This window comes from Kitasatospora sp. NPDC091276 (assembly GCF_040684355.1).
Lineage (GTDB): Bacteria > Actinomycetota > Actinomycetes > Streptomycetales > Streptomycetaceae > Kitasatospora.
Genome location: NZ_JBFBFU010000001.1, coordinates 295,403 through 316,499, shown reverse-complemented (window position 1 = coordinate 316,499; position 21,097 = coordinate 295,403). Strand labels below are relative to the sequence as shown.

The window sequence follows — 21,097 nt, the reverse complement described above, 5'->3', positions numbered from 1 at the left end:
CGGGGCAGCGCGGGCCCCGGCGGAACGGGCCGGCGGCCCGGACCCCGGCGACGGTGACCGCACGGCGAACGCAAGGGGGCCGGTCGGCGTCATACTCCTGAGCGGCCCCGGCCCGTATCATGGTGCGGGTGACCAAGGTTGACCTGTCACCACGGCCGGTGGAGGCGATGTCTCCGCGCCAGCTCGAACGCCGCGGAAGCCTGATCGCGGCCGCGCTCGCCCTGGTGAACGAGATCGGCGTCGAACGGCTGCAGATGAAACAGGTCTGCGAGCGGTCCGGAGTCGCCCTGGGGACGGCGTACCGCTACTTCTCCTCCAAGGACCACCTCCTGGCCGCGGCGATCGCCGAATGGCACCGCCTGCTGCTGGCCGACCTGGTGGCGGAGCTGCGCGGCCCGCGCGCCGGGCTGGGGGCCACCGACCGGGCGGTCCGCTTCGTCCGCGGCGGGATGCGGGCCTACCAGCGCCAGCCCGAGCTGGCCCGGCTGCGGGTGGCCGTCGCCGCCTCCACCGATCCGTTCGCCAGCGAGACCTTGCAGGGCATGGCCCGGGCCGACAGCACCGCCCTCCAGGCGGTGACGACCGAGGTGCCGGCCGCCGCCAGCGACCTGGTGCGGCACATCGTCGCCCACGCCTGGCAGGGCGAGCTGACCGCCTGGGTGACCGGGCGCACCACCCTCGGCGACGCCCGGCGGCGGCTGGAGGACGTGGTGCGGCTGGTGCTGAACCCGTACGAGACGCCGTACCCGGCGCCGTACGAGGTCCCGTCCGGCGCCCACCGGCCCTGACCCGTCAGACGCGGCAGCCGGCTCAACTCCCCGGTGCCGGACGGCTTCCGCCCGTGGTTCCGGCCCGCCGCGCGCGCCCCGGCCCATCAGCACCCGGCCTGACGGGACGTAAGTCCCCACCCTCCGCCTCCCCGGCGCGCCCTCCCGCCCCTCGCGGCACGAACTGGACATAGTGCGACATGCAGCTTTAATCCGCCGATGTCGCCGAAGCCCACGTCCGCCCCGAGGCAGGAGAGTCCACCCGATGAGCAGCCAGCCGCCGCAGCCCGACCAACGCGCGGAGGAGCCCGACGAACCCGCCGCGACCCTGCCCGCCGACCGGGCGGTGTTCGGGATCAGCGCCGCCCTGGTGCTGGCCGTGGTCGCCTGGGGAGTCTTCGCCGAGGACTCGCTCGGCCGGACCTCCAGCAGCGCGCTCGGCTGGGTCCTGCACAACTTCGGCTGGCTGTTCGTGGTGGCCGCCGACGTCTTCCTCGTCCTCACCGTGCTGCTCGCCTTCAGCCGCTTCGGCCGCATCCGGCTCGGCCGCGACGACGACGAACCCGAGTTCTCCACCCTCGCCTGGGTCGCCATGATGTTCAGCGCCGGCATGGGCATCGGCCTGATGTTCTACGGCGTCGGCGAGCCGCTCCAGCTGTTCGCCACCCCGCAGCCCGGCTCCGGCCTGGAACCGCAGAGCGCGGCCGCCGCCCAGCAGGCCCTGGAGTTCTCGCTGTTCCACTGGACGCTGCACCCGTGGGCGATCTACGCCGTCGGCGGCCTCGCCCTCGCCTACACCACCTTCCGCAAGGGCCGCGGCAACCGCATCTCCGCCGCCTTCGTCCCGCTCATCGGCCAGCGCGGCGCCGACGGCTGGGCCGGGCGCGCGATCGACCTGCTGGCCGTCTTCGCCACCGTCTTCGGCTCCGCCACCAGCCTCGGCCTCGGCGCGCTCCAGGTCGCCGACGGCCTCGGCTACATCACCTCCGTGCGCAACACCCAGAACGCCCAGCTGATCATCATCGGCTCGCTGACCGCCGCCTTCGTGCTCTCCGCCTTCTCCGGCGTCCACAAGGGCGTCAAGTGGCTCTCCACCGCGAACGTCGTCCTGGCCTCGCTGATCATGCTCTTCGTCTTCGTGTTCGGCCCGACGGTGTTCACGCTGGACGCGATCCCCTCCACCGTCGGCGGCTACCTCTCCGACCTGCTCGGCATGTCCACCCAGACCGGGGCCTTCACCGACGAGAGCTGGCTCGGCTCCTGGACGATCTTCTACTGGGCCTGGTGGCTCTCCTGGGCCCCCTTCGTCGGCACCTTCATCGCCCGCATCTCCCGCGGCCGCACCATCCGGCAGTTCCTGCTCGGCGTCCTGCTGGTGCCCAGCGGGGCCACCGTGATCTGGTTCTGCGTGATGGGCGGCACCGCGATCCGGCTGGTCACCACAGGCACGGCCGACCTGGTCGCGACCATCCCGAAGGGCGCGGAGGCCTCGCTGTTCGAGATGCTGCGCTCGCTGCCGCTCGGCTCCGCCACCAGCGTCGTCGCCGTGCTGCTGGTGATGACCTTCTTCATCACCAGCGCCGACTCCGCCTCCCTCGTCCTCGGCTCGCTCTCCAGCCGCGGCTCGCTGCACCCGCGCACCTGGCTCGTGGTCGTCTGGGGCGTGCTGATGGGCGGGGTCGCCGCCGCCCTGCTGCTGGCCGGCGGGCTCACCGCGCTGCAGAACGCGACGATCCTGGTCGCGCTGCCGTTCGTGGTCGTGATGCTGCTGCTCTGCGTGTCCCTAGTGAAGGAGCTCCGCGAGGACCCGGCCGCCGGCCCGTCCCGCCTGCACCCCGTGCACGGCCTGCGCGACGCCGTCCGGGTCGCCGTCGGCGAGGCCCTCGCCGAACGCACACCACGCCGCTGACCAGCGCGTACGCCCCACCCGCGCGGGTGGGGCGTACGCGGCCAACCGACGCCCAACCCCCGCCCGGACTTCACCCGCGCGTACCGACCGTTCACACCACCCTGGAACCCTCCCTGTCATGAACGCCAGCCCTCAGGCGCCCTACCAGGAACCGCGCTTCCCGCTCCCCCGGCGCCACCGCCGGCTCCTCGCCGCCACCGCCGTCCTCGCCTCCATCGCCCTCGGCACCTTCGGCGTCGGCGCCACCGTCGAGACCGTCCAGCACGGCACCCTCGCCGCCACCACGGCCACCGCGAGAAAGTGACCCGCGAGAAAGCGACCGGAGAGAAAGAGACCGACTGACCGTCCGATCCACCCCTTCAGCACCGCCGTCCGCCCCCGGACGCGGTGCTTCCGCCTTTCCGGCGACGGCGGAGCGGCGAGGCGCGACAGCGGAGCTGGGCGGCGAACCGGCCTCAGGCGCGCCGCTGCTCCCGGGCCCCGGCCGGCGCGGGGCGGGAGTGGCGGCCGGTGCCGGGTACGGGGTGGAAGTCCGGGGCGGGGGCGTAGCGGGCGGCGGGCGGGCGCAGGAGCCAGCCCGGGGGGCGGCTGCCGCGGGGGGTGGGGGTGATCAGGCCGAGGTTGTGGAGCAGGTCGAGGGCGTCGCGGCGCAGCGCGGTCCGGTCGGCGAGGTAGTCGCGGCGCCAGCGGGCCGGGAGGCCGTACTCGTCGGCGATGTCGCCGAGGAGGCCGTCTATCAGCGCGTCGGGGATCGGGACGTCGCCGCCGGTGGTGCTCTCGCCGGGCAGCGGGCGGACTTCCTCCACCAGGCGTTCGAGCAGCAGCAGGGCGGCCTGCGGCAGGGGGCCGGCGCCGGGGAAGACGAGGTCGGTGAGCTCGTCGGCCGGGTCGAGCAGGGCGACGCCCTCGGTCCGCAGCTCGGTCTCCAGGCCGAGGAAGTCGGCGAGCGCGGCCGGGCCGCTCAGCCGGTGCTCGTGCAGCCAGGCGCTCCGGTCCTCGGGGAGGTCGGCGTCGAGGACGGCGGGGGTCTCGGCGAGCAGACGGCGCACGGCGGTGGCGGGTTCGGCGTCGGCGGCGCGGCGGATCAGGTCGGCGGCGTCGTCGGCGAGGGCGGGCGGACCGGCCGGGACGGCGCGGGCGAGTTCGCGGTCGACGGTCAGTACGGCGGCCCGGACGGCAGGGTCGGCCGGGTCGGCCGGGTCGGCCGGCAGGTCGCCGAGGACCTGCCAGTCGGCGAGCGCGGCGAGGGCCATCGCTCGGTCGGCCGGGTCGGCGGCGAGGCCCGGCGCCGCGGCGCGCATGGCGTCGAGCAGTCGCCCGCACGGCAGTTGCTCGGGGGCGTCGACCAACAGGGCGAGGGCGAGAGCGAGTTGGGCGTAACCGGCGGGGGTGAACGGGGCGCCGGTCGCGGGGTGTTCGAGGCGGCGGGCGGCGCCGGGGCCGAGGCCGGCCTTGCAGAGCCGGGCGTGCCAGGGGCCGACGACGAGCCGGTAGCCGAGCAGGGCGTCGAAGCGTTCGACGAGCCAGTCGCGGTGACGGCGGATCAGCGGGAAGCCGTCGGCGTGCGGGCCGGAGGCGGTGACCAGCGGGTGGGCGAGCAGCAGCCGGGCGGCGATCCGGCGTTCGGCGGCGGGCAGGTCGACGACGGGCAGGGCCGGGGCGGAGACGTCCGCGACGGGCAGGGCCGGGGCCGGTATCGGAAGGTCCTGGCCGGAACGATCCTGCGCGCCCGGCACCGGGCGGGTGCGCTCGGGCTTGCGGTGCCTGCCGGGCCTGCCCGGCTTGGCACCTGACCGGACGACGGGCAGCGCGGAGGCGTCCCGCCGGGCGCGGCGCAGACCGCCGACGGGGCGGGGCTCCCGGGAGCGCAGGGCGGCGGTGGCGTGCGCGGTGGGGCCGTGCCACCAGCTGACGTCGGCGTCGGGCGCCGCTTCGGCGGGGGCGCCGAGATGGCGGGCCGGGTAGAGGCCGAAGGAGGCGGCGCACAGGTCGTCGGCGGTGCCGGGGGTGGCGGCGGCGAACCAGTGGGCGAGCCGGAGCAGGCCCGGGTCGGGCGAGAGTGCGGAGGCGGCGCCCGGCTCCGGCGCGGGCCTGGTCGGCGCGGCGTCAGCACGGGGGCCGGACACGGCTTCGGGTGCCGGTCCGGCCGCGGGTTCGCGTACGGCGAGGAGGGCGTCGGTGGTCCTCCGCCCCGTCCCGCCCGTGCGCCCGTCCGGCCTGCCGGTGGCCACCCGGGTGGCGCCGACCGCGTACTCCTGCTGCTCCATGTCGGGGACCAGACTAGACGGTGGCCGGGTCACCCGGTGGCAGCAACCGGCCGTGCGCCGAAGTGACCGGCCGCCCTCCGCTACGCCACCCGCCGGCCCGCACCCGCCGCCGCGCCGTCGCCCGCCCCGCACCACCCGGGTTACGCACCGGTAACCCGCTCTTCCGCCGCACCGGCGGGTCGCCTAGGGTTCGTCCCACTCCCCCACCGCCCGACCCCGGAGGTCAGCAGCCGCATGAGCATCCGTACGACCACCCGTGCCGTCCTCGGCGGCCGCCTGCGCTCGGCCGCCGGCCTGCTCGGCGGCTTCGCGGCCGCCTCGGCGACGCACCTGGGCGCGATCGCCTCCGGCGCGTCCGTGCTGCAGAACGCCACCAAGCCGGCCCTGATGCCGCTGCTGGCCGCGCACAGCGTCGCCGCGGCCGCCACCGCCGGGCGGCGGGCGCCGAAGCCGCTGGCCCCGGCACTGCTGCTGAGCGCGGGCGGGGACGTGCTGCTCCAGCTGAAGAACGACACCGCGTTCCTGGCCGGGATGGGCTCGTTCGCGGCGGCGCACGTCTGCTACGTGACGATGTTCGTCCGGCGCGGGGCGCTGACCGACCGTCGGCGGGCCCTGGTGGTGGCGGCCGCGTACGCGACCGCCTGGGTGGCCATGGTCGGGCAGCTCTGGCCGGACCTCGGGGACCTGCGGATCCCGGTGGCCGGCTACAGCCTGCTGCTCGCCTCCACGGCCGTCACCTCGGCCGGGCTGGGCTGGCGGACCGGGCTGGGCGGGGCGCTGTTCCTGCTGTCCGACACACTGATCGCCACCCAGCTGGCGAAGTGGCGGGAGCTGCCGGGGCATCAGTTCTGGATCATGGCGACGTACGTCCTGGCCCAGTACCTGCTGGCCAGCGGCACCCTCCGGCACGAGCACGAGCACGAGCACGGGCACCGTCAGCTCGAACTCGGGCACGAGAACAAGCACGGGCAGGAAACCGGGCACGGGCCTCAGCAGCAGCGGAAGCCCGCGCCGCAGGCCGGCTGACACGTCTGTGCGCCGTCGGCCCGGTCAGGGTCCGACGGCGCGCGGGGAAAACAGAACGGCGGCGGTGCCCATCAGGCACCGCGCCGCCGCAGCAGCCAGAAGCCTCCGACGCCGCCCGCCACCAGGGCCAGGCCCCCGGCCAGCTCCGCCGGATCGGCCGCGACCGAACCACCGAGGCCGGTGTTCACGGCGCCGTGCGGGGCGACCTGCTGGCCGCCGGCGCCGGACTGGCCGAGCGAGCCCGCCCACTCGCCGGCCGCCTTGCCCCAGTCGCCGAGGCCTTTCTCGGGACCCTTCTCGGCGCCTTTCTCAGGCCCTTTCTCAGGCCCTTTCTCGGAGCCCTTGTCGGAGCCCCTGTCGGAGCCGGCGACCGGGACGCCGGCGACCGCGACCTTGGTGGAGAACGCCCCGCCGTCCGGGCAGGTGCCGTCGATCCTGTTGTCCCCAGAGTGCTGGCCGGCCAGCCGGGCCGAGCCGCTGTGCTTGCCGTCGGAGCCCAGGGTGAGAGTGGCCGGACCGCCCTCGAACGCGGCGGAGTGGGCGGTGATGGTCTTGGCGTCGGGCTTGTCCGACTTCTCACAGGAGACCGTGAGCTTCACGGTCTGGCCCGGTGCGGCCTGGGGCGGGCTGACCGAGGCCGAGCCGTCCCTGGCGGATGCGAGGGGGGCCGTCAGGCCGGTCAGCACCGTCGCGCCGATCAGGGCGGCGGCGGCCGTACGCATGGGGCGCATGCCGGAACCTCCGGGATTCTCGGGCGCAGCCGGGGGGACTCCGATGTCCACGTGGTCGAACAACTGCACCCGGTTATGCCCGACAGTAGGCAGCCCGCCCGGCCCCGGCCACCGGTCGGGACCGTTCGGGTTACCACCCCTCACCCAGGGTGATTCACAGGTCGAGGTCCACCACGACCGGCGCGTGGTCCGAGGTGCCCTTGCCCTTGCGGGCCTCGCGGTCCACGTAGCTGTCGGTGACGGCGTCCACGAACGGCTTGTTGGCGTAGGTGAGGTCGATCCGCATGCCCCGGTTCTTGGGGAAGGCCAGCTGGCGGTAGTCCCAGTAGGTGTAGGGGCGGTCGTACTTGAGCGGGCGCGGCACCACGTCGTGCAGGCCCACCTCGCCGAGGGCCTCCAGCGCGGCCCGCTCGGCGGGGGTGACGTGGGTGAGGCCCTCGAAGGCGGCGACGTCGTAGACGTCCTCGTCGGCGGGAGCGATGTTGAAGTCCCCGAGGACGGCGAACGGGCGGGGCCCGGCGGCGTCCTCGGTGGCGGCCGTGCGCAGCGCCTGCAGCCACTCCAGCTTGTAGCGGTAGTGGGCGTGGTCGACCTCGCGGCCGTTGGGCACGTAGACCGACCAGACCCGGACCGGGCCGCAGGTGGCGGCGACGGCGCGCGGCTCGACGTCGGGCAGCAGGGCGCCGTCGGCGAGGTAGCCGGGCTGGCCGGGCAGGTCTCGCACGACGTCGTCCAGGCCGATCCGGGAGACGATCGCGACGCCGTTCCACCGGCCGGTGCCGTGGGCCGCGGTCTCGTACCCGAGGGCGCGCACCTCCTCGTACGGGAAGGCGTCGGCCGCGCACTTGAGCTCCTGGAGGCAGAGCACGTCGGGCTTGGCGCTCTCCAGCCACTCCAGGAGCTTGGGCAGCCGCGCGGTGACGGAGTTGATGTTCCAGGTGGCGATGCGGACGGTCACGGCGGGCGGCCTTCCCGGTGGTTCGGTACGGACGGGTGCTTCGGTCGAGACGAGGGGTGGGCACCCCCCGAGGGGACGCCCACCCCGAACATACCGCCCGGCACCGACAGTACGGCCCGGCCGGCCTGCGGCCCGGTCAGCCCGTGGGCCGGACCACCGCCGCGGAGCCGCCCCCGCGCCGGACCGGTTCGGCCGCGGCCACCCACCGCCCGTCCGGCAGCCGTTCGACGCCGGTGGCGGCGCCGATCTCGGCGACGGACGTGAAGCTGTGCCCGAGCGCCTCCAGCGCGGCCCGTTCGGGCAGCGCCAGGAAGCCGGGCTCGGCCTGGGTGGCGACGGTGTTGCGCTGGCTGGCGCGCGGTGCGGCGATGGCCTGTTCCAGGCTCAGGCCCCGGTCGAGCCGCCCGAGCAGCACCTGGAGGGTGGTGGTGATGATGGTCGCGCCGCCGGGGCTGCCGGTGGCGAGCAGCGGTTCGCCGTCGCGCAGCACGATGGTCGGGGAGATCGAGGAGCGCGGCCGCTTGCCCGGGCCGGGCAGGTTGGGGTCGGGGACGCCCGGGGTGAGCGGGGTGAAGTCGAAGTCGGTGAGCTCGTTGTTGAGCAGGAAGCCGCGGCCGGGGACGGTGATGCCGCTGCCGCCGGTCTGCTCGATGGTGAGGGTGTAGGAGACGACGTTGCCCCAGCGGTCGGCCACGCTGAGGTGGGTGGTGTTGGGGCCCTCGTAGGGCTCGGCGACGGCGGGGCCGGCCTCGGCGCAGTCGGCGGGGTGGCGCGGGTCGCCTGGGGCGAGCGGGCTGGTGAGGGCGCGGTCGGGGCTGATCAGGCAGGCCCGGGAGGCGGCGTAGCGCGCGGAGAGCAGCTCCCTGGTGGGGACGTCGCCGAAGGCCGGGTCGCCGACCCAGCGGTTGCGGTCGGCGAAGGCGATCCGGGAGGCGTCCAGGAAGTGGTGGTAGTACTGCGTGTCGCTGTACGCGCCGAGGTCGCCGTCCTCCAGGATGCCGAGCGCCTCGCCGACGGTGGTGCCGCCGGAGCTGGAGGGGGCGATGGAGTAGACGTCGTAGTCGCGGTACGGGACGTGGGTGGGCGCCTGGCGGCGGACCTGGTAGGCGGCGAGGTCGGCGGTGTCGATCTTGCCGGGGCGGGCCTTGCGGCCGGAGGCCGGGTCGACCGGCGGGTGCTGGACGGTGTTGGCCACGTCCTTGCCAAGCTCGCCCTGGTAGAAGGCCTTGACGCCGTCCTTGGCCAGCAGCCGGTAGGTGGCGGCGAGGTCGGGGTTGCGCAGGACGGTGCCGACCTCGGGGGGCTTGCCGCCGGGCAGGTAGAGCTTGGCGGTGTCCGGGAAGTCCTTGAACCGGTCGTAGTTGTCGGCGGTCTGGCCGCGGAAGGTCTGGTCGACGACGAAGCCGTTGTCGGCGATCCGCTCGGCGGGTTCGAGGGCGTCGGCGAGCGTGCGGGTGCCCCACTGGCGCAGGGCGGTGTCCCAGGTGGCGGCGGTGCCGGGGACGCCGACGGACAGGCCGCTGGTGACGGCGTCGGCGAAGGCCAGCGGCTTGCCGTCCTCCAGGAACAGCCCGCTGTCGGCGGTGCGGCCGGCCACCTCGCGGCCGTCGATGGTGTGCACCCGGCCGCTGGCGTGGTCGTAGTAGACGAAGTACCCGCCGCCGCCGATGCCGGAGGAGTAGGGCTCGGTGACGCCGAGGGCGGCCGCGGTCGCGACCGCCGCGTCGACCGCGTTGCCGCCCTTGCGCAGTACCTCGATGCCGGCCGCGGTGGCGTCGGCGTCGACGCTGGCCACCGCTCCGCCCCGGCCCACCGCCTCGGGGGCCTTCGGCGGCGGGGCTGCCCCCGCCGCCCCGGCCGGTCCGGCGCAGGACCAGACCAGGGCGGTGGCGAGCAGCAGCGGTGGTGCGATCCGGGCCAGAGCCCTCATCCGAGTCCTCCTGAGTCGACGTCAACTCCGTTGTCTCACAGGAGGCATGCTCCCGACAATCACACCGCACCGCTACCAACCGGTAGTTGACGGAACCGAATCAGGCGAAAGGGCTCAGACGCCGCTGCGCTCGACCCTGCGCCGCTTGATGGTGCGGAACCGGCGGGCGACCTGCCGGGCGAGGTCGGCGGCGCCGACCAGGCCGGCCTCGTTGCCGAGTGCGGCGTGCACGATGCTGGCCTCGGGCCGGAAGCCGCGCCCGGTGAGGGTACGGCGGAAGGTGTCCCGGGCCGGGCCGAGCAGCAGGTCGCCGGCCTCGGAGACGCCGCCGCCGATGACGAAGCGGCCCGGGTCGAGCGCGGCGGCCAGGTTGGCGATGCCGACGCCGAGCCAGGTGCCGACCTCGTAGAGCAGTTCGGTGGCGGTCGGGTCGCCGGCCCGGGCGGCCTCGGTGACCAGCGGTCCGGTGATGCCCTCGACGGTGCCGCCGGCCCGGGCGAGCAGCGGCTGCACCACCGGGGACTCCTCGGCGACGAGTTCGCGGGCGTCGCGCACCAGCGCGTTGCCGGAGGAGTACTGCTCCCAGCAGCCGCGGTTGCCGCACGGGCAGCGGTGGCCGCCGGGCAGCACCTGCATGTGGCCGAACTCGCCCGCCAGGCCGTACTTGCCGCGGTCGACGTAGCCGTCGCGGACGACGGCGCCGCCGATGCCGGTGCCCAGGGTGAGCATCACCATGTGGTCCTCGCCGCGCCCGGCGCCGAAGCGCCATTCGGCCCAGGCGGCGGCGTTGGCGTCGTTCTCGACGATCACCGGGAAGCGCAGCCGCTCGCTGAGCGCCTGCTGGAGCGGCTCGCCCCGCCAGTTCAGGTGCGGGGCGAACAGCACCGTGGAACGGTCGGCGTCGACCCAGCCGGCCGCGCCGATGCCGACGGCGTGGACGTCGTGCCGGTCGGCGAGCTCCAGCACCAGGTCGACGATGACGTTCTCGACGACCTTGGCGCTCTTGCTCTTGTCGGGGGTGTCGGTGCGCAGCTTCTCCAGCACCTTGCCCTCGCCGTCCACCACTCCGGCGACCACCTTGGTGCCGCCGATGTCGACGCCGATGGTGGGCAGTCGCAGTATCCCGGCGGGCAGGGCGCGGCGGCGGCGCTCGGCGCGGGGGCCGAGGCCGAGCAGGGTGGGCAGGACGGCCGGCCGGGTGCTGCCTTGGGGGCTGGTCACGGCTACGGACGCTCCTCACGGGGCTCGGGGTCAGGACGGGGCTGGGGTTCGGTGCGGGGCTGGGGTTCGGTGGGCCGGGCCAGCTCGTGCGAGAGCTCGGCGAGGTCGGAGCCGCCGGCCATCTCGGTGGTGAGCTGTTCGAGGCCGATCTCGGCGCGCGGGTGGCTGCCGGCCATCCGGCCCCGCTTGAGCAGGGTGAAGTGGTCGCCGACCAGGTACGCGTGGTGCGGGTTGTGGGTGATCAGGACGACCCCGAGCCCGGCGTCGCGGGCGGCGGTGACGTACTTGAGCACCACTCCGGACTGCTTGACGCCGAGCGCCGCGGTCGGCTCGTCCAGGATGAGCACCTTGGCGCCGAAGTGCACGGCCCGGGCGATCGCCACGCACTGGCGCTGGCCGCCGGAGAGGGTGCCGATCGGGCGGTCCACGTCGTGCAGGTCGATGCCCATCCGGGCGAGCGCCTCGCGGGTGGTGGCGCGCATCGCCTCGGCGTCCAGGCGCAGGCCGCCCCAGCGGCGGTGGCCCTGCTCGGAGCCGAGGAAGAAGTTGCGCCAGACCGGCATCAGCGGGACGACGGCGAGGTCCTGGTAGACGGTGGCGATGCCGCGGTCCAGGGCCTGGCGCGGGGAGTCGAGCCGGACCTCCTCGCCGCCGACGGTGTAGGTGCCCTCGTCGTGCTGGTGCAGCCCGGAGATGATCTTGATCAGGGTGGACTTGCCGGCGCCGTTGTCGCCGAGCACGCAGCTGATCTCGCCGGCGTGCAGGGTGAGCGAGACGTCCTGGAGGGCGCGGACGGTGCCGTAGCTCTTGCCGACGCCCTCCAGGGCGAGCAGTTCGGTCCTCATCGGGGCCCCCGTTCGGCCTGGCGCTTGACGTACGCGTTCAGCAGGGCGGCGAGCAGCAGCATCGCGCCGAGGAAGAACTTGAACCAGTCCGGGTTCCACTGGGCGTAGATGATCCCCTTGCTGGCCATGCCGAAGATCAGCGCGCCGAGCGCGGAGCCGACCACCGAGCCGTAGCCGCCGGTGATCAGGCAGCCGCCGATGACGGCCGCGACGATGTAGATCAGCTCGTTGCCGACGCCCTCGCCGGACTGCACGGTGTCGAAGGAGAACAGCAGGTGCTGGCCGAGCACCCAGGCGCCGAAGCCGACACCGAGGTAGAGCAGGGTCTTGGTGCGGGCGACCGGCACGCCGACCGCGCGGGCGGCGTCCGCGTCGCCGCCGACGGCGAAGATCCAGTTGCCGAAGCGGGTGCGCAGCAGCACCCAGCTGCCGACCGCGAGCAGGCCGAGCCACCACCAGACGGTCGCCTTGATCGTCAGTCCGCCGACGGTGACCTCGGAGGCGAACAGCCAGCGACAGGAGGCGAAGCCCTCCATGTCGGAGATCGGCTTGGTGGAGACGGTGCCGGAGACCAGCTTGGTGACGCCGAGGTTGGCACCGGTCAGCATCAGGAAGGTGCCGAGGGTGACGATGAAGCTGGGCAGCCGGGTGCGGCCGAGCATCCAGCCGTTGAAGGCGCCGACGGCCAGGGTGACGGCGAGCGAGACCAGAGTGCCGACCCAGGTCACCGCGGTGAACTGGTAGGAGACCATCGAGGAGGTCAGCGCGGCGGTGGTGACCAGCACGCCCGCCGACAGGTCGAACTCGCCGCCGATCATCAGCAGCGAGACCGGGACGGCCATGATCCCGATGGTGGACGCCGCGTAGAGCACGGTGCCCAGCGAGGAGACCCGCAGGAAGGGTTCGGCGGCCACCGCGAAGACGGTGAACACCGCGACGGCGGCGATCAGCGAGCCGAGCTCGGGGCGGGCGAGGAGGCGGCGCAGCGCGGCCGGGCGGTCCTGGGCGAGGACGTCGGTGGTGCTCACCTGGTCCCCCTCGCGACGTACTCGGCGAGCGCGTCGGCGTCGTCCTTGGTCAGGATCTGCGGGCCGGTCGCGACGGGCTTGCCGCCGCCGAGCATGTCCAGGTTGGACTTGTACAGCCAGAGCAGGTCGACGCCCTCGTAGCCCTGGAGGTAGGGCTGCTGGTCGACGGCGAAGCCGACGGAGCCGGACTTGAGGCCGGCCACCACCTGCGGCCCCAGGTCGAAGGTGTCGAGCTCGACGGCGCGGTGGACGTCCTGGACGGCCTGGAGGCCGGTGGCGGCCATCGGGCCGGAGAGGGTGAGCACGGTGTCGATGGCCGGGTCGGCCTGGAGCTTGGCGGAGATCGCGGCGCGGGCGTCGGGCATGTTGACGCCGTCCACGTACAGCACCTGGAAGGCGCCGCCGGCCTTGGACTGGGCGCCGGAGCAGCGCTGCTCCTGGCCGATGTTGCCCTGCTCGTGGATGACGCAGAGCACGTTCTTGCGACCGCGGCCGGCCAGCTCGGTGCCGGCCGCCTGGCCGGCGGTGGACTCGTCCTGGCCGATGTGGGTGAGCGCGCCGAACTTGGCGGAGTACTCCTGGCCGGAGTTGACGGTGATCACGGGGATGCCGGCGGCCTTGGCCTTGCCGAGGACGTCGGCCATGGCGTCGCCCTTGGCGAGGGTGACCAGCAGGCCGTCGACCTTCTGGTCGATGGCGGCCTGGACGAGCTGGACCTGGTTCTGGGTCTGCGCGTCGTTGGAGTACAGGAAGGTGATGTTGTCCTTGGCGGCGGCCTGCTCGGCACCCTTGCGCACGCTGTCCCAGAAGGCGTCGCCGGCCCCGGCGTGGGTCACCATGGCGACCTTCCAGCGCGGGGTGGTGACGGCGCTGCCGCCGGCGGCCGACGCCTTGGCGCGGGCCTCCTCGGCGCGGCGGCCTCCGGTACTGCTGCAACCGGCCGCTGTGACCGCGAGTGCCAGGAGGGCGCAGACGGGCCAGAAACGGCGGGACGGGCGAAAGCGGGTTGTGCTCATCCCCATAGTCTCTCTGGCCGGGCGGCACGTGGATGACACCGCCTCGCCCGGCGGCGCCCGCGACGCGGGAGGTAAGGTGCCCCGGGGGACCTTCCTGGAAGTTCGCTGGACATCTCGTCCGGACGACGGCCGTCCGGGTGGCAGACTTAGCGCCGACCCGAAACAGGAACATCACAGGAAACGTGATGTTCCTCTCAGGTTCCGCACAGATTCGGATGGCAACCGATCATCGGTTCCGCGCCGTCCAATGCCATTGGAGTGCGTTCGGGCGAGTGGGGCCCGGGCGGCCAGCAACCCGGATACGAGAACTTGATGCAACTGACAGGTACGCCATTCTTCATCCTCACCGTCATCCTGGTGCCGGTGTCCATCGCGGTGGCGCTCCTGTACTGGGGCAAGGTCCGCGGGCCGAACCCGGTGCGGATCCTGTCCAGGCTCGTCATGATCATGTTCTGCCAGATCACGGCCGTGCTGATGGTCTTCGTGATGGTCAACAACGCCAACCTGATCTACGGCAACTGGGACGACCTGCTCGGCACCGGTGACCACGTCCGGGCCGTGCCTCAGGTGGCGCCGGCCGACCAGGGCGCTTCGGGCAAGGAGGGCGCCGGCCAGGGCGGCGGCGACGCGGCCAAGCAGCCGCCGAAGGCGCTCCAGAAGTTCGCCGGCGTGGGCGACCCGGCGGTGCCCGGCGACGTCCAGAAGACCGAGCTCAAGGGCCAGGTGTCCGGGGTCGACGGCGAGGTGCTGGTCTGGCTGCCGCCGCAGTACAACGACCCGGCGTTCAAGGACAAGAAGTTCCCGGTGGTCGAGCTGATCCCGGGCTACCCGGGCTCCTCCTCCACCTGGTACGGCACCCTCAAGGTCTCCGAGCAGCTCAAGCCGCTGATGCAGCAGGGCAAGGTCTCCCCGTTCATCCTGGTCTCGCCGCGCACCCTGCTCCTCGGCAACCACCAGGACGCCGGCTGCACCGACATCCCCGGCAAGATCAACGCCGACGCCTGGCTCACCCGGGACGTCCCGCAGATGATCATGGACAACTTCCGCGCCGACCCGTCCCCGGACCGCTGGGGCATCGCCGGCTACTCGGCCGGCGCCCACTGCGCGGCCAAGCTGTCCCTGGCGCACCCCAACCGGTACCGGGCCGCGATCTCGATGTCCGGCTACAACGACCCGGCGTCCGAGAGCGACTCCCTGGTCGGCAAGGACCCGAAGCTGCGCGAGGCCAACAACCCGGTCAACATCCTCAAGAGCGCCCAGCAGCCGCCGAAGGTCAGCCTCTACATCAGCGGCAAGAAGGGCGACGGCCTGGAGGACGGCCAGGCGATCGCGGCGGCGGCCAAGGAGCCGACCAAGGTCCAGGTCCAGGAGAGCAACGGCCCGCACACCACCGAGCTGTGGAAGACCATGGTGCCGAGCATCTTCGAGTGGATGACCTCGGTCATCCCGCCGCAGTAGTCCCACGCAGCAGTCCCAAGCAGTAACGATCATGCAGGAGGGGCCCGCCGCGAGCACTCGCGGCGGGCCCCTCCTGCGTGGGGCACGGCTCTCAGGCCCGGCCGTCAGGCCAGTTCGAGCGCCAGGTAGAAGTCCACCCGGTCCTCCAGCCGGGAGAGGTCACGGCCGGTCAGCTCCTCGATCCGGCCGATCCGGTAGCGCAGGGTGTTGACGTGGACGTGCAACTGCGCGGCGCAGCGCGTCCAGGAGCCGTCCGAGCGCAGGAACGCCTCCAGGGTGCGGACCAGGTCCGCCTGGTGCTCGATGTCGTACGCGATCACCTTGTCCAGCAGCCGGCCGCGGAAGGCGCGGCGGACCTCGTCCGGGACGGCCGCCAGCAGCAGCACGTGCGAGGCCAGCTCCTCGGGGCCCGCCACGCAGACCCGGCCGACCCGGGCGGCGGCGATCCGGCGGGCGTGCCGGGCCTCCTCCAGGGCGCCGCGCAGGCCGCCGGCCTCGGAGGCGGGGGCGGAGACGCCGAGGGTGATCCGGCCCTCCGAGCCGAGGCCCGCCTCCAGCGGGGCGAGCAGGTCGCGCAGGGTCTCGGCGGGCACCGGGCCGTCCAGGGCGGGCAGCACCACGACGGCGCCGGAGCCGGCCCCGGCGACCAGCGCGCGGTCGGTGGTGCCGCCCAGCGCCTCCTCCAGGACGGCGCGCACCACACCCTCGGGCAGGCCGGTGCCCTCGGCGCTGAGCACCAGCCAGGACCCGTCCTGGGCCTGGGGTTTGGGATCGACGCTCTCGTAGCGGGCGGCCATCGCCGAGGAGGCGTACAGGGTGCGGCTGATCTCGGCCGGATCGGCGTCGCGCTGGAGCAGGGCCAGCACCTCGTCGGCGAGGCGACGGCGCAGCCGGCGGCCCTCGTCCCGGCGGTGGCGCTCGGCGGCGACCAGCCGGGCCAGGTTCTCGGCGAGCTGCTGGCGCTTGGTGGTCCACTCGGTGACGTCGCCGGCCACCGCGAGCACCCAGTCGGCCAGCGGCGCCTGGTGGTCGGCCGAGGCCGGGGCGGGCAGCAGCGAGTAGGAGCCGCCGGCCAGGCGGGCCCGGTGCGGGGGGCGGCGGCGCTGGCGCTGGGCGCCGAGGTGGGCGCGGACCAGCTGGTCGCGGTCCTCGGCCGGGAGGCGGTCGGCGGGGCCGGCGATCACCGCGCCGGTGGGGGTGAGCACCCAGCAGTCGAGGTCGAGGTCGCCGCCGAGCAGGTCCAGCACCGCGTCCAGGCCGCCGCCGCCGGCCGCCGAGACCAGCAGGCGGTGCCGGTCGACGAGGGCGGCGAGGTCGGCGGCGCGGTCGGCGGAGACCTGGCGGCCGATGAACTCGGTGACGGTGCCGAAGGCGATGTCGTCGGGGACGGCCAGCAGCGGCATCCGGTGCCGCCGGCAGGCCTCCACCAGGTCCTCGGGCACCGGACCGACCTCGGCCTCGCCGGCCGCCAGGGCGACCGCGCCGCCGGCCACGATGGTCCGCACGAACCGCTCGGAGTCGGCCGGGGCGGTGCGCCACAGCATGCCGGTGAGCACCAGCTCGCCGCCGTGCAGGTAGCGGCCGGGGTCGTGCAGGTCCGTGGTCATGACGCCGCTGACCTGCCGGTCCAGCTCGTCCTCGGCCGCGAGCAGGCGCAGTCGCGGGGCGCCGGGGGCGAGCAGGTCACGGACACGCATCCGCGGACTCCTAACGGGGGCTGAGGGTGGGACGGGGCTGGGGGTGGGCCGAACGGGGGAGGCCCGGGCGTTCGGTCGGGGGTCACAGTGTGCCCGAACATCCGTACTTGTCGTCACGTCCGGACGGGCGACCGGATCACGGGCCCGTCGCTTGCGAATCACGGCCGGATTACGGTCGTAGGTAGCACCTGGTGAACACCTGGGCTGCGCATTCCTCTCCTTAGAGGAACGTACAGGATGCCGGGCGGGAGCACAGCCGGGGCTTCATGCCATCGGTGACTGCCAGTGGGCCCCGTCCCGGCGGTTCACTGGGCGACACGCCGCCGGACGCAGCCCGGTGACCGGGGCCCGACGCGGAGGCGACGAAGCGGTCGGTTGAGAGGTCCGAACACCGAGTTCCGGGCACTGTGCCCACCCGTCCGGCAGGCGACGACTTGAGGAGACACCCGCATGGAGTTCCTTCGGCCCGCTACCTGGGACGAGGCACTCGCGGCGAAGGCCGAGTACCCGACCGCGCTGCCCATCGCGGGCGGTACGGACGTCATGGTCGAGCTGAACTTCGACGTGCACCGGCCATCCGCGATTCTCGATCTGAACCGCATCACCGAGCTCACCCAGTGGTCGAACGACGGCGGCGTCGTCAGGCTCGGCGCCTCCGTCCCCTACTCCCGGATCATCGACGAGCTGTCCGGGCCGCTGCCCGGGCTGGCGCTGGCGGCCCACACCGTCGGCTCCCCGCAGATCCGCAACCGCGGCGGCGTCGGCGGCAACCTCGGCGCGGCCTCCCCGGCCGGCGACTCCCACCCGGCGCTGCTGGCGGCCGGCCGGGACGTCCTGGTCGAGGCCGCCTCCGTGCGCGGCACCCGGCTGATCCCGATCGACGACTTCTACGTCGGCGTGAAGCGCAACAGCCTGGAGGCCGACGAGCTGATCCGGGCGGTGCGCATCCCGGTGGCGGACGGCCCGCAGCAGTTCTCGAAGATCGGCACCCGCAACGCCATGGTGATCGCGGTCTGCGCCTTCGGTTTCGCCCTCCACCCGAAGAACGGCACCGTCGGCACCGGCATCGGCTCGGCCGCCCCCACGCCGCGCCGCGCCGTCGAGGCCGAGGAGTACCTGGCGGGCGTGCTCGCCGAGCGCGGCCTCTGGGAGTCCGGCGACCTGCTGGGCGCCGAGGTGGTCCAGCGCTTCGGCGAGCTGGTCAAGGCCGCCGCCTCGCCGATCGACGACGTCCGGGGCACCGCCGACTACCGCCGGCACGCGCTGGCCGTGATGGCCCGCCGCACCCTCACCTGGACCTGGAACGACTACAGCAAGCAGATCAGGAGCGCGGCATGAGGGTGACTTTCACCGCCAACGGCAAGCCGGTCGAGGCGGACGACGTCTGGGAGGGCGAGAGTCTCCTGTACGTGCTGCGCGAGCGGGTCGGCCTGCCGGGCTCGAAGAACGCCTGCGAGCAGGGCGAGTGCGGCTCCTGCACGGTCTACCTGGACGGCGTGCCGGTCTGCAGCTGTCTGGTCGCGGCCGGCCAGGTGCAGGACCGCGAGGTGCGCACGGTCGAGGGCCTGACCGGGGAGAACGGCGAACTGGGCCTCGTCCAGCAGGCGTTCATCGATGCCGGCGCCGTCCAGTGCGGCTTCTGCACCCCCGGCCTGCTGGTGCAGACCGACGCGCTGCTGGAGCGGGACGCCCAGCCGAGCGACAACGACATCCGCGAGGCGCTGTCGGGCAACCTCTGCCGCTGCACCGGCTACGAGAAGATCATGGACGCGGTGCGGCTGGCGTCCGCCCGCACGTGCGCCGGAAAGGCCGTGTCGCAATGACCACCCGCACCATCCAGGGTCAGAAGAACCTCCAGGACATCCGGCAGGCCAGCAAGGACGGGATCGGCGGCTCGCCGCTGCGCCCGGACGGCCACCTCAAGGTCAAGGGCGAGTTCGCGTACTCCTCCGACATGTGGCACGAGGACATGCTCTGGGGCATGGCGCTGCGCTCGCCGCACCCGCGCGCCACCATCCTGTCGGTGGACATCTCCGAGGCGCTCAAGGTGCCCGGCGTCTACGCCGTCCTCACCCACCAGGACATCCCCGGCGCGAAGTACTACGGGCTGGAGATCCAGGACCAGCCGGCCCTGGCCATCGACAAGGTCCGCTACCACGGCGAGGCGATCGCCCTGGTCGCGGCCGACCACCCGGAGACCGCCCGCCGCGCGGTGAAGAGGATCAAGGTCGAGTACGAGGTACTCACCCCGATCGTCACCGAGGAGCAGTGCCTCGACCCCGCCACCCACGGCTACGTGCACGAGCCGCACGAGTACAAGTCGCACGGGTACGGCAACATCTGCCACGAGCAGCGGCTGGTCTCCGGCCTCGGCGTCACCGACGAGGTCCGCGCGCTCGCGGACGTCATCGTCAGCGGCGACTACGAGGTCGGCATGCAGGACCAGGCCTTCCTCGGCCCCGAGTCCGGCCTCGCGGTGCCCGCCGAGGACGGCGGCATCGACCTCTACATCGCCACCCAGTGGCTGCACGTCGACCGCCAGCAGATGGCCCCGGTCCTCGACCTGCCCGAGGAGAAGGTCCGGCTCACCCTGGCCGGCGTCGGCGGCGCCTTCGGCGGCCGCGAGGACCTGTCGATGCAGATCCACGCCTGCCTGCTGGCCCAGCACACCGGCAAGCCGGTCAAGATCGTCTACGCCCGCGACGAGTCCTTCTTCGGCCACGTGCACCGCCACCCCGCCAGGATGCACTACGAGCACGGCGCCACCCGCGACGGCAAACTGGTCTTCGCCGACTGCCGGATCGTGCTCGACGGCGGCGCGTACGCCTCCGCCTCGCCCGCCGTGGTCGGCAACGCGGCCTCGCTCGGGCACGGCCCGTACGTGATCCCGAACGTGCGGATGCACGCCATCGCGCTCTACAGCAACAATCCCTCCTGCGGCGCCATGCGCGGCTTCGGCGCCGTCCAGGCCGCGTTCGGCTACGAGTCGCAGATGGACAAGCTGGCCGGCGAACTCGGCATGGACCCGGTCGAGTTGAGGCAGCTCAACGCCATGTCGGAGGGTGACCGCATGCCCACCGGCCAGCAGATCGACTCGCCCGCCCCGGTCGCCGAACTGCTGCGGCGCGCCAAGGAGATGCCGCTGCCGCCACCGCTGGACACCGAGCACCCGGACGTGCGCCAGCTCCCCGGGGCGCTGTCCAACACCTCGCACGGCGAGGGCATCGTGCGCGGCGTCGGCTACTCGGTCGGCATCAAGAACGTCGGCTTCTCCGAGGGCTTCGACGACTACTCCACCGCCCGGGTGCGCCTGGAGGTGATCGGCGGCGAGCCCGTCGCCATGGTCCACACCGCGATGGCGGAGGTCGGCCAGGGCGGCGTCACCGTGCACGCCCAGATCGCCCGCACCGAGCTGGGCGTCGAGCTGGTCACCATCCACCCGGCCAACACCGAGGTCGGCTCGGCCGGTTCGACCTCCGCCTCGCGCCAGACGTACATGACCGGCGGCGCCGTGAAGCTGGCCGCCGAGGCGGTCAGGCGGGCGCTGATCGAGAAGGGCCGCCGCCGCTACGGCTGGACCCACGGCGACATCACGCTGATCGCCGGGAAGGTCGTCTCGGAGAGCGCCGGCGTGCTGGTCCCCATGGTCGACCTGCTCGGTGACGAGGCCATCGACCTCACCCGCGAACACCACCACCGCCCGACCGTCCCCTTCGACAAGGAGACCGGGCAGGGCTTCGGCCACGTCCAGTACACCTTCTGCGCCAACCGCGCGGTGGTCGACGTGGACGTCGAACTGGGCCTGGTCAAGGTCGTCGAGCTCACCGCCGTCCAGGACGTCGGCAAGGCGCTCAACCCGCTCTCCGTCGTCGGCCAGATCCAGGGCGGCTGCACCCAGGCGCTCGGCCTCGCCGTGATGGAGGAGATCATCGTGCGGGACGGGAAGGTGCGCAACGCCTCCTTCACCGACTACCTGATCCCCACCATCCTCGACACCCCGCCGATCCCGGTGGAGATCCTCGAACTGCCCGACCCGCACGCCCCGTACGGGCTGCGCGGCGTCGGCGAGGCCCCGACCGTCTCGGCGACGCCGTCGATCGTGGCCGCCATCCGCAACGCCACCGGCCTGGCCCTCAACCGGATCCCGGTCCGGCCCGAGCACCTCACCACGGAGGCCCCCGGGGCCTGACGCCCCCGGAGCCCGCGAGCTCCCCCGGGCTTCAGGCCCCGGGGAGCAGGAGAAC

17 protein-coding genes are annotated in these 21,097 nt (G+C 73.5%); 8 read left to right on the top strand and 9 right to left on the bottom strand.

The genetic code is table 11. The features are described from left to right. Window positions 1–128: 128 nt before the first annotated feature. From AB0O19_RS01365 to AB0O19_RS01355, 3 genes are all read left to right on the top strand, one after another. Entirely contained in the window at window positions 129–788 is a 660-nt protein-coding gene (locus tag AB0O19_RS01365) for a TetR/AcrR family transcriptional regulator (RefSeq protein WP_350875391.1), read from the top strand. A gap of 244 nt (window positions 789–1,032) precedes the next feature. Next, on the top strand, window positions 1,033–2,676 hold the full coding sequence (locus AB0O19_RS01360) for a BCCT family transporter (protein WP_363579201.1): 1,644 nt from the start codon (window positions 1,033–1,035) through the stop codon (window positions 2,674–2,676). Window positions 2,677–2,794: 118 nt separating this feature from the next. After that, entirely contained in the window at window positions 2,795–2,980 is a 186-nt protein-coding gene (locus AB0O19_RS01355; RefSeq protein ID WP_350875387.1) for a hypothetical protein, read from the top strand. Window positions 2,981–3,131: 151 nt separating this feature from the next. On the opposite strand, the gene AB0O19_RS01350 is transcribed toward AB0O19_RS01355, so the two are convergent. Next, window positions 3,132–4,943 (bottom strand): DUF2398 family protein, encoded by a 1,812-nt coding sequence (locus tag AB0O19_RS01350; RefSeq protein WP_363616796.1) that lies wholly within the window; start codon window positions 4,941–4,943, stop codon window positions 3,132–3,134. 234 nt (window positions 4,944–5,177) lie between these two features. On the opposite strand from AB0O19_RS01350, the gene AB0O19_RS01345 reads away from it, so the two are divergent. Next, on the top strand, window positions 5,178–5,969 hold the full coding sequence (locus AB0O19_RS01345; protein WP_363616794.1) for a lysoplasmalogenase: 792 nt from the start codon (window positions 5,178–5,180) through the stop codon (window positions 5,967–5,969). A 71-nt stretch (window positions 5,970–6,040) separates the two neighbouring features. Here AB0O19_RS01345 and AB0O19_RS01340 read toward each other — a convergent pair whose 3' ends face one another. The 7 genes from AB0O19_RS01340 to AB0O19_RS01310 all read right to left on the bottom strand — a co-directional run bounded on the left by AB0O19_RS01340 (window position 6,041) and on the right by AB0O19_RS01310 (window position 13,698). Then, entirely contained in the window at window positions 6,041–6,700 is a 660-nt protein-coding gene (locus AB0O19_RS01340) for a hypothetical protein (protein WP_363616792.1), read from the bottom strand. A 154-nt stretch (window positions 6,701–6,854) separates the two neighbouring features. Then, window positions 6,855–7,658, bottom strand: a complete 804-nt coding sequence (locus tag AB0O19_RS01335) for an exodeoxyribonuclease III (RefSeq protein ID WP_363616790.1) — start codon at window positions 7,656–7,658, stop codon at window positions 6,855–6,857. A 136-nt stretch (window positions 7,659–7,794) separates the two neighbouring features. After that, the gene (gene ggt / locus AB0O19_RS01330; protein WP_363616788.1) at window positions 7,795–9,588 is read right to left on the bottom strand and encodes a gamma-glutamyltransferase; all 1,794 of its coding nucleotides are present in this window, start codon (window positions 9,586–9,588) and stop codon (window positions 7,795–7,797) included. 114 nt (window positions 9,589–9,702) lie between these two features. Next, window positions 9,703–10,764, bottom strand: coding sequence for an ROK family glucokinase (locus tag AB0O19_RS01325; protein WP_350875686.1), 1,062 nt, complete (start codon window positions 10,762–10,764; stop codon window positions 9,703–9,705). A 47-nt stretch (window positions 10,765–10,811) separates the two neighbouring features. After that, the gene (locus tag AB0O19_RS01320) at window positions 10,812–11,654 is read right to left on the bottom strand and encodes an ATP-binding cassette domain-containing protein (RefSeq protein ID WP_363616786.1); all 843 of its coding nucleotides are present in this window, start codon (window positions 11,652–11,654) and stop codon (window positions 10,812–10,814) included. Next, on the bottom strand, window positions 11,651–12,682 hold the full coding sequence (locus tag AB0O19_RS01315; RefSeq protein ID WP_363616784.1) for an ABC transporter permease: 1,032 nt from the start codon (window positions 12,680–12,682) through the stop codon (window positions 11,651–11,653). Before AB0O19_RS01315 ends, AB0O19_RS01320 begins: the two co-directional genes overlap by 4 nt. After that, entirely contained in the window at window positions 12,679–13,698 is a 1,020-nt protein-coding gene (locus tag AB0O19_RS01310; RefSeq protein ID WP_063350024.1) for a sugar ABC transporter substrate-binding protein, read from the bottom strand. Before AB0O19_RS01310 ends, AB0O19_RS01315 begins: the two co-directional genes overlap by 4 nt. Before the next feature lie 312 nt (window positions 13,699–14,010). Here AB0O19_RS01310 and AB0O19_RS01305 point away from each other — a divergent pair, with 312 nt between their 5' ends. Further along, window positions 14,011–15,156 carry an alpha/beta hydrolase-fold protein gene (locus AB0O19_RS01305; protein WP_363616782.1) on the top strand — a complete coding sequence of 382 codons (1,146 nt, stop codon included), beginning with the start codon at window positions 14,011–14,013 and terminating at the stop codon, window positions 15,154–15,156. Window positions 15,157–15,260: 104 nt separating this feature from the next. Here the strand turns inward: AB0O19_RS01305 and AB0O19_RS01300 are convergent, their stop codons facing one another. Then, entirely contained in the window at window positions 15,261–16,853 is a 1,593-nt protein-coding gene (locus tag AB0O19_RS01300) for a PucR family transcriptional regulator (protein WP_363616780.1), read from the bottom strand. Window positions 16,854–17,303: 450 nt separating this feature from the next. Here AB0O19_RS01300 and AB0O19_RS01295 point away from each other — a divergent pair, with 450 nt between their 5' ends. From AB0O19_RS01295 to pucD, 3 genes are read left to right on the top strand one after another with little or no spacing between them, the layout of a single operon-like run. Beyond that, the gene (locus tag AB0O19_RS01295) at window positions 17,304–18,191 is read left to right on the top strand and encodes an FAD binding domain-containing protein (protein WP_363616778.1); all 888 of its coding nucleotides are present in this window, start codon (window positions 17,304–17,306) and stop codon (window positions 18,189–18,191) included. Continuing rightward, complete coding sequence (locus tag AB0O19_RS01290) at window positions 18,188–18,676, top strand: (2Fe-2S)-binding protein (RefSeq protein ID WP_350875362.1); 489 nt, start codon at window positions 18,188–18,190, stop codon at window positions 18,674–18,676. The genes AB0O19_RS01295 and AB0O19_RS01290 overlap by 4 nt, the downstream gene beginning before the upstream one ends. After that, the gene (gene pucD, locus AB0O19_RS01285) at window positions 18,673–21,042 is read left to right on the top strand and encodes a xanthine dehydrogenase subunit D (RefSeq protein WP_363616776.1); all 2,370 of its coding nucleotides are present in this window, start codon (window positions 18,673–18,675) and stop codon (window positions 21,040–21,042) included. Before AB0O19_RS01290 ends, pucD begins: the two co-directional genes overlap by 4 nt. Window positions 21,043–21,097 lie beyond the last annotated feature (55 nt).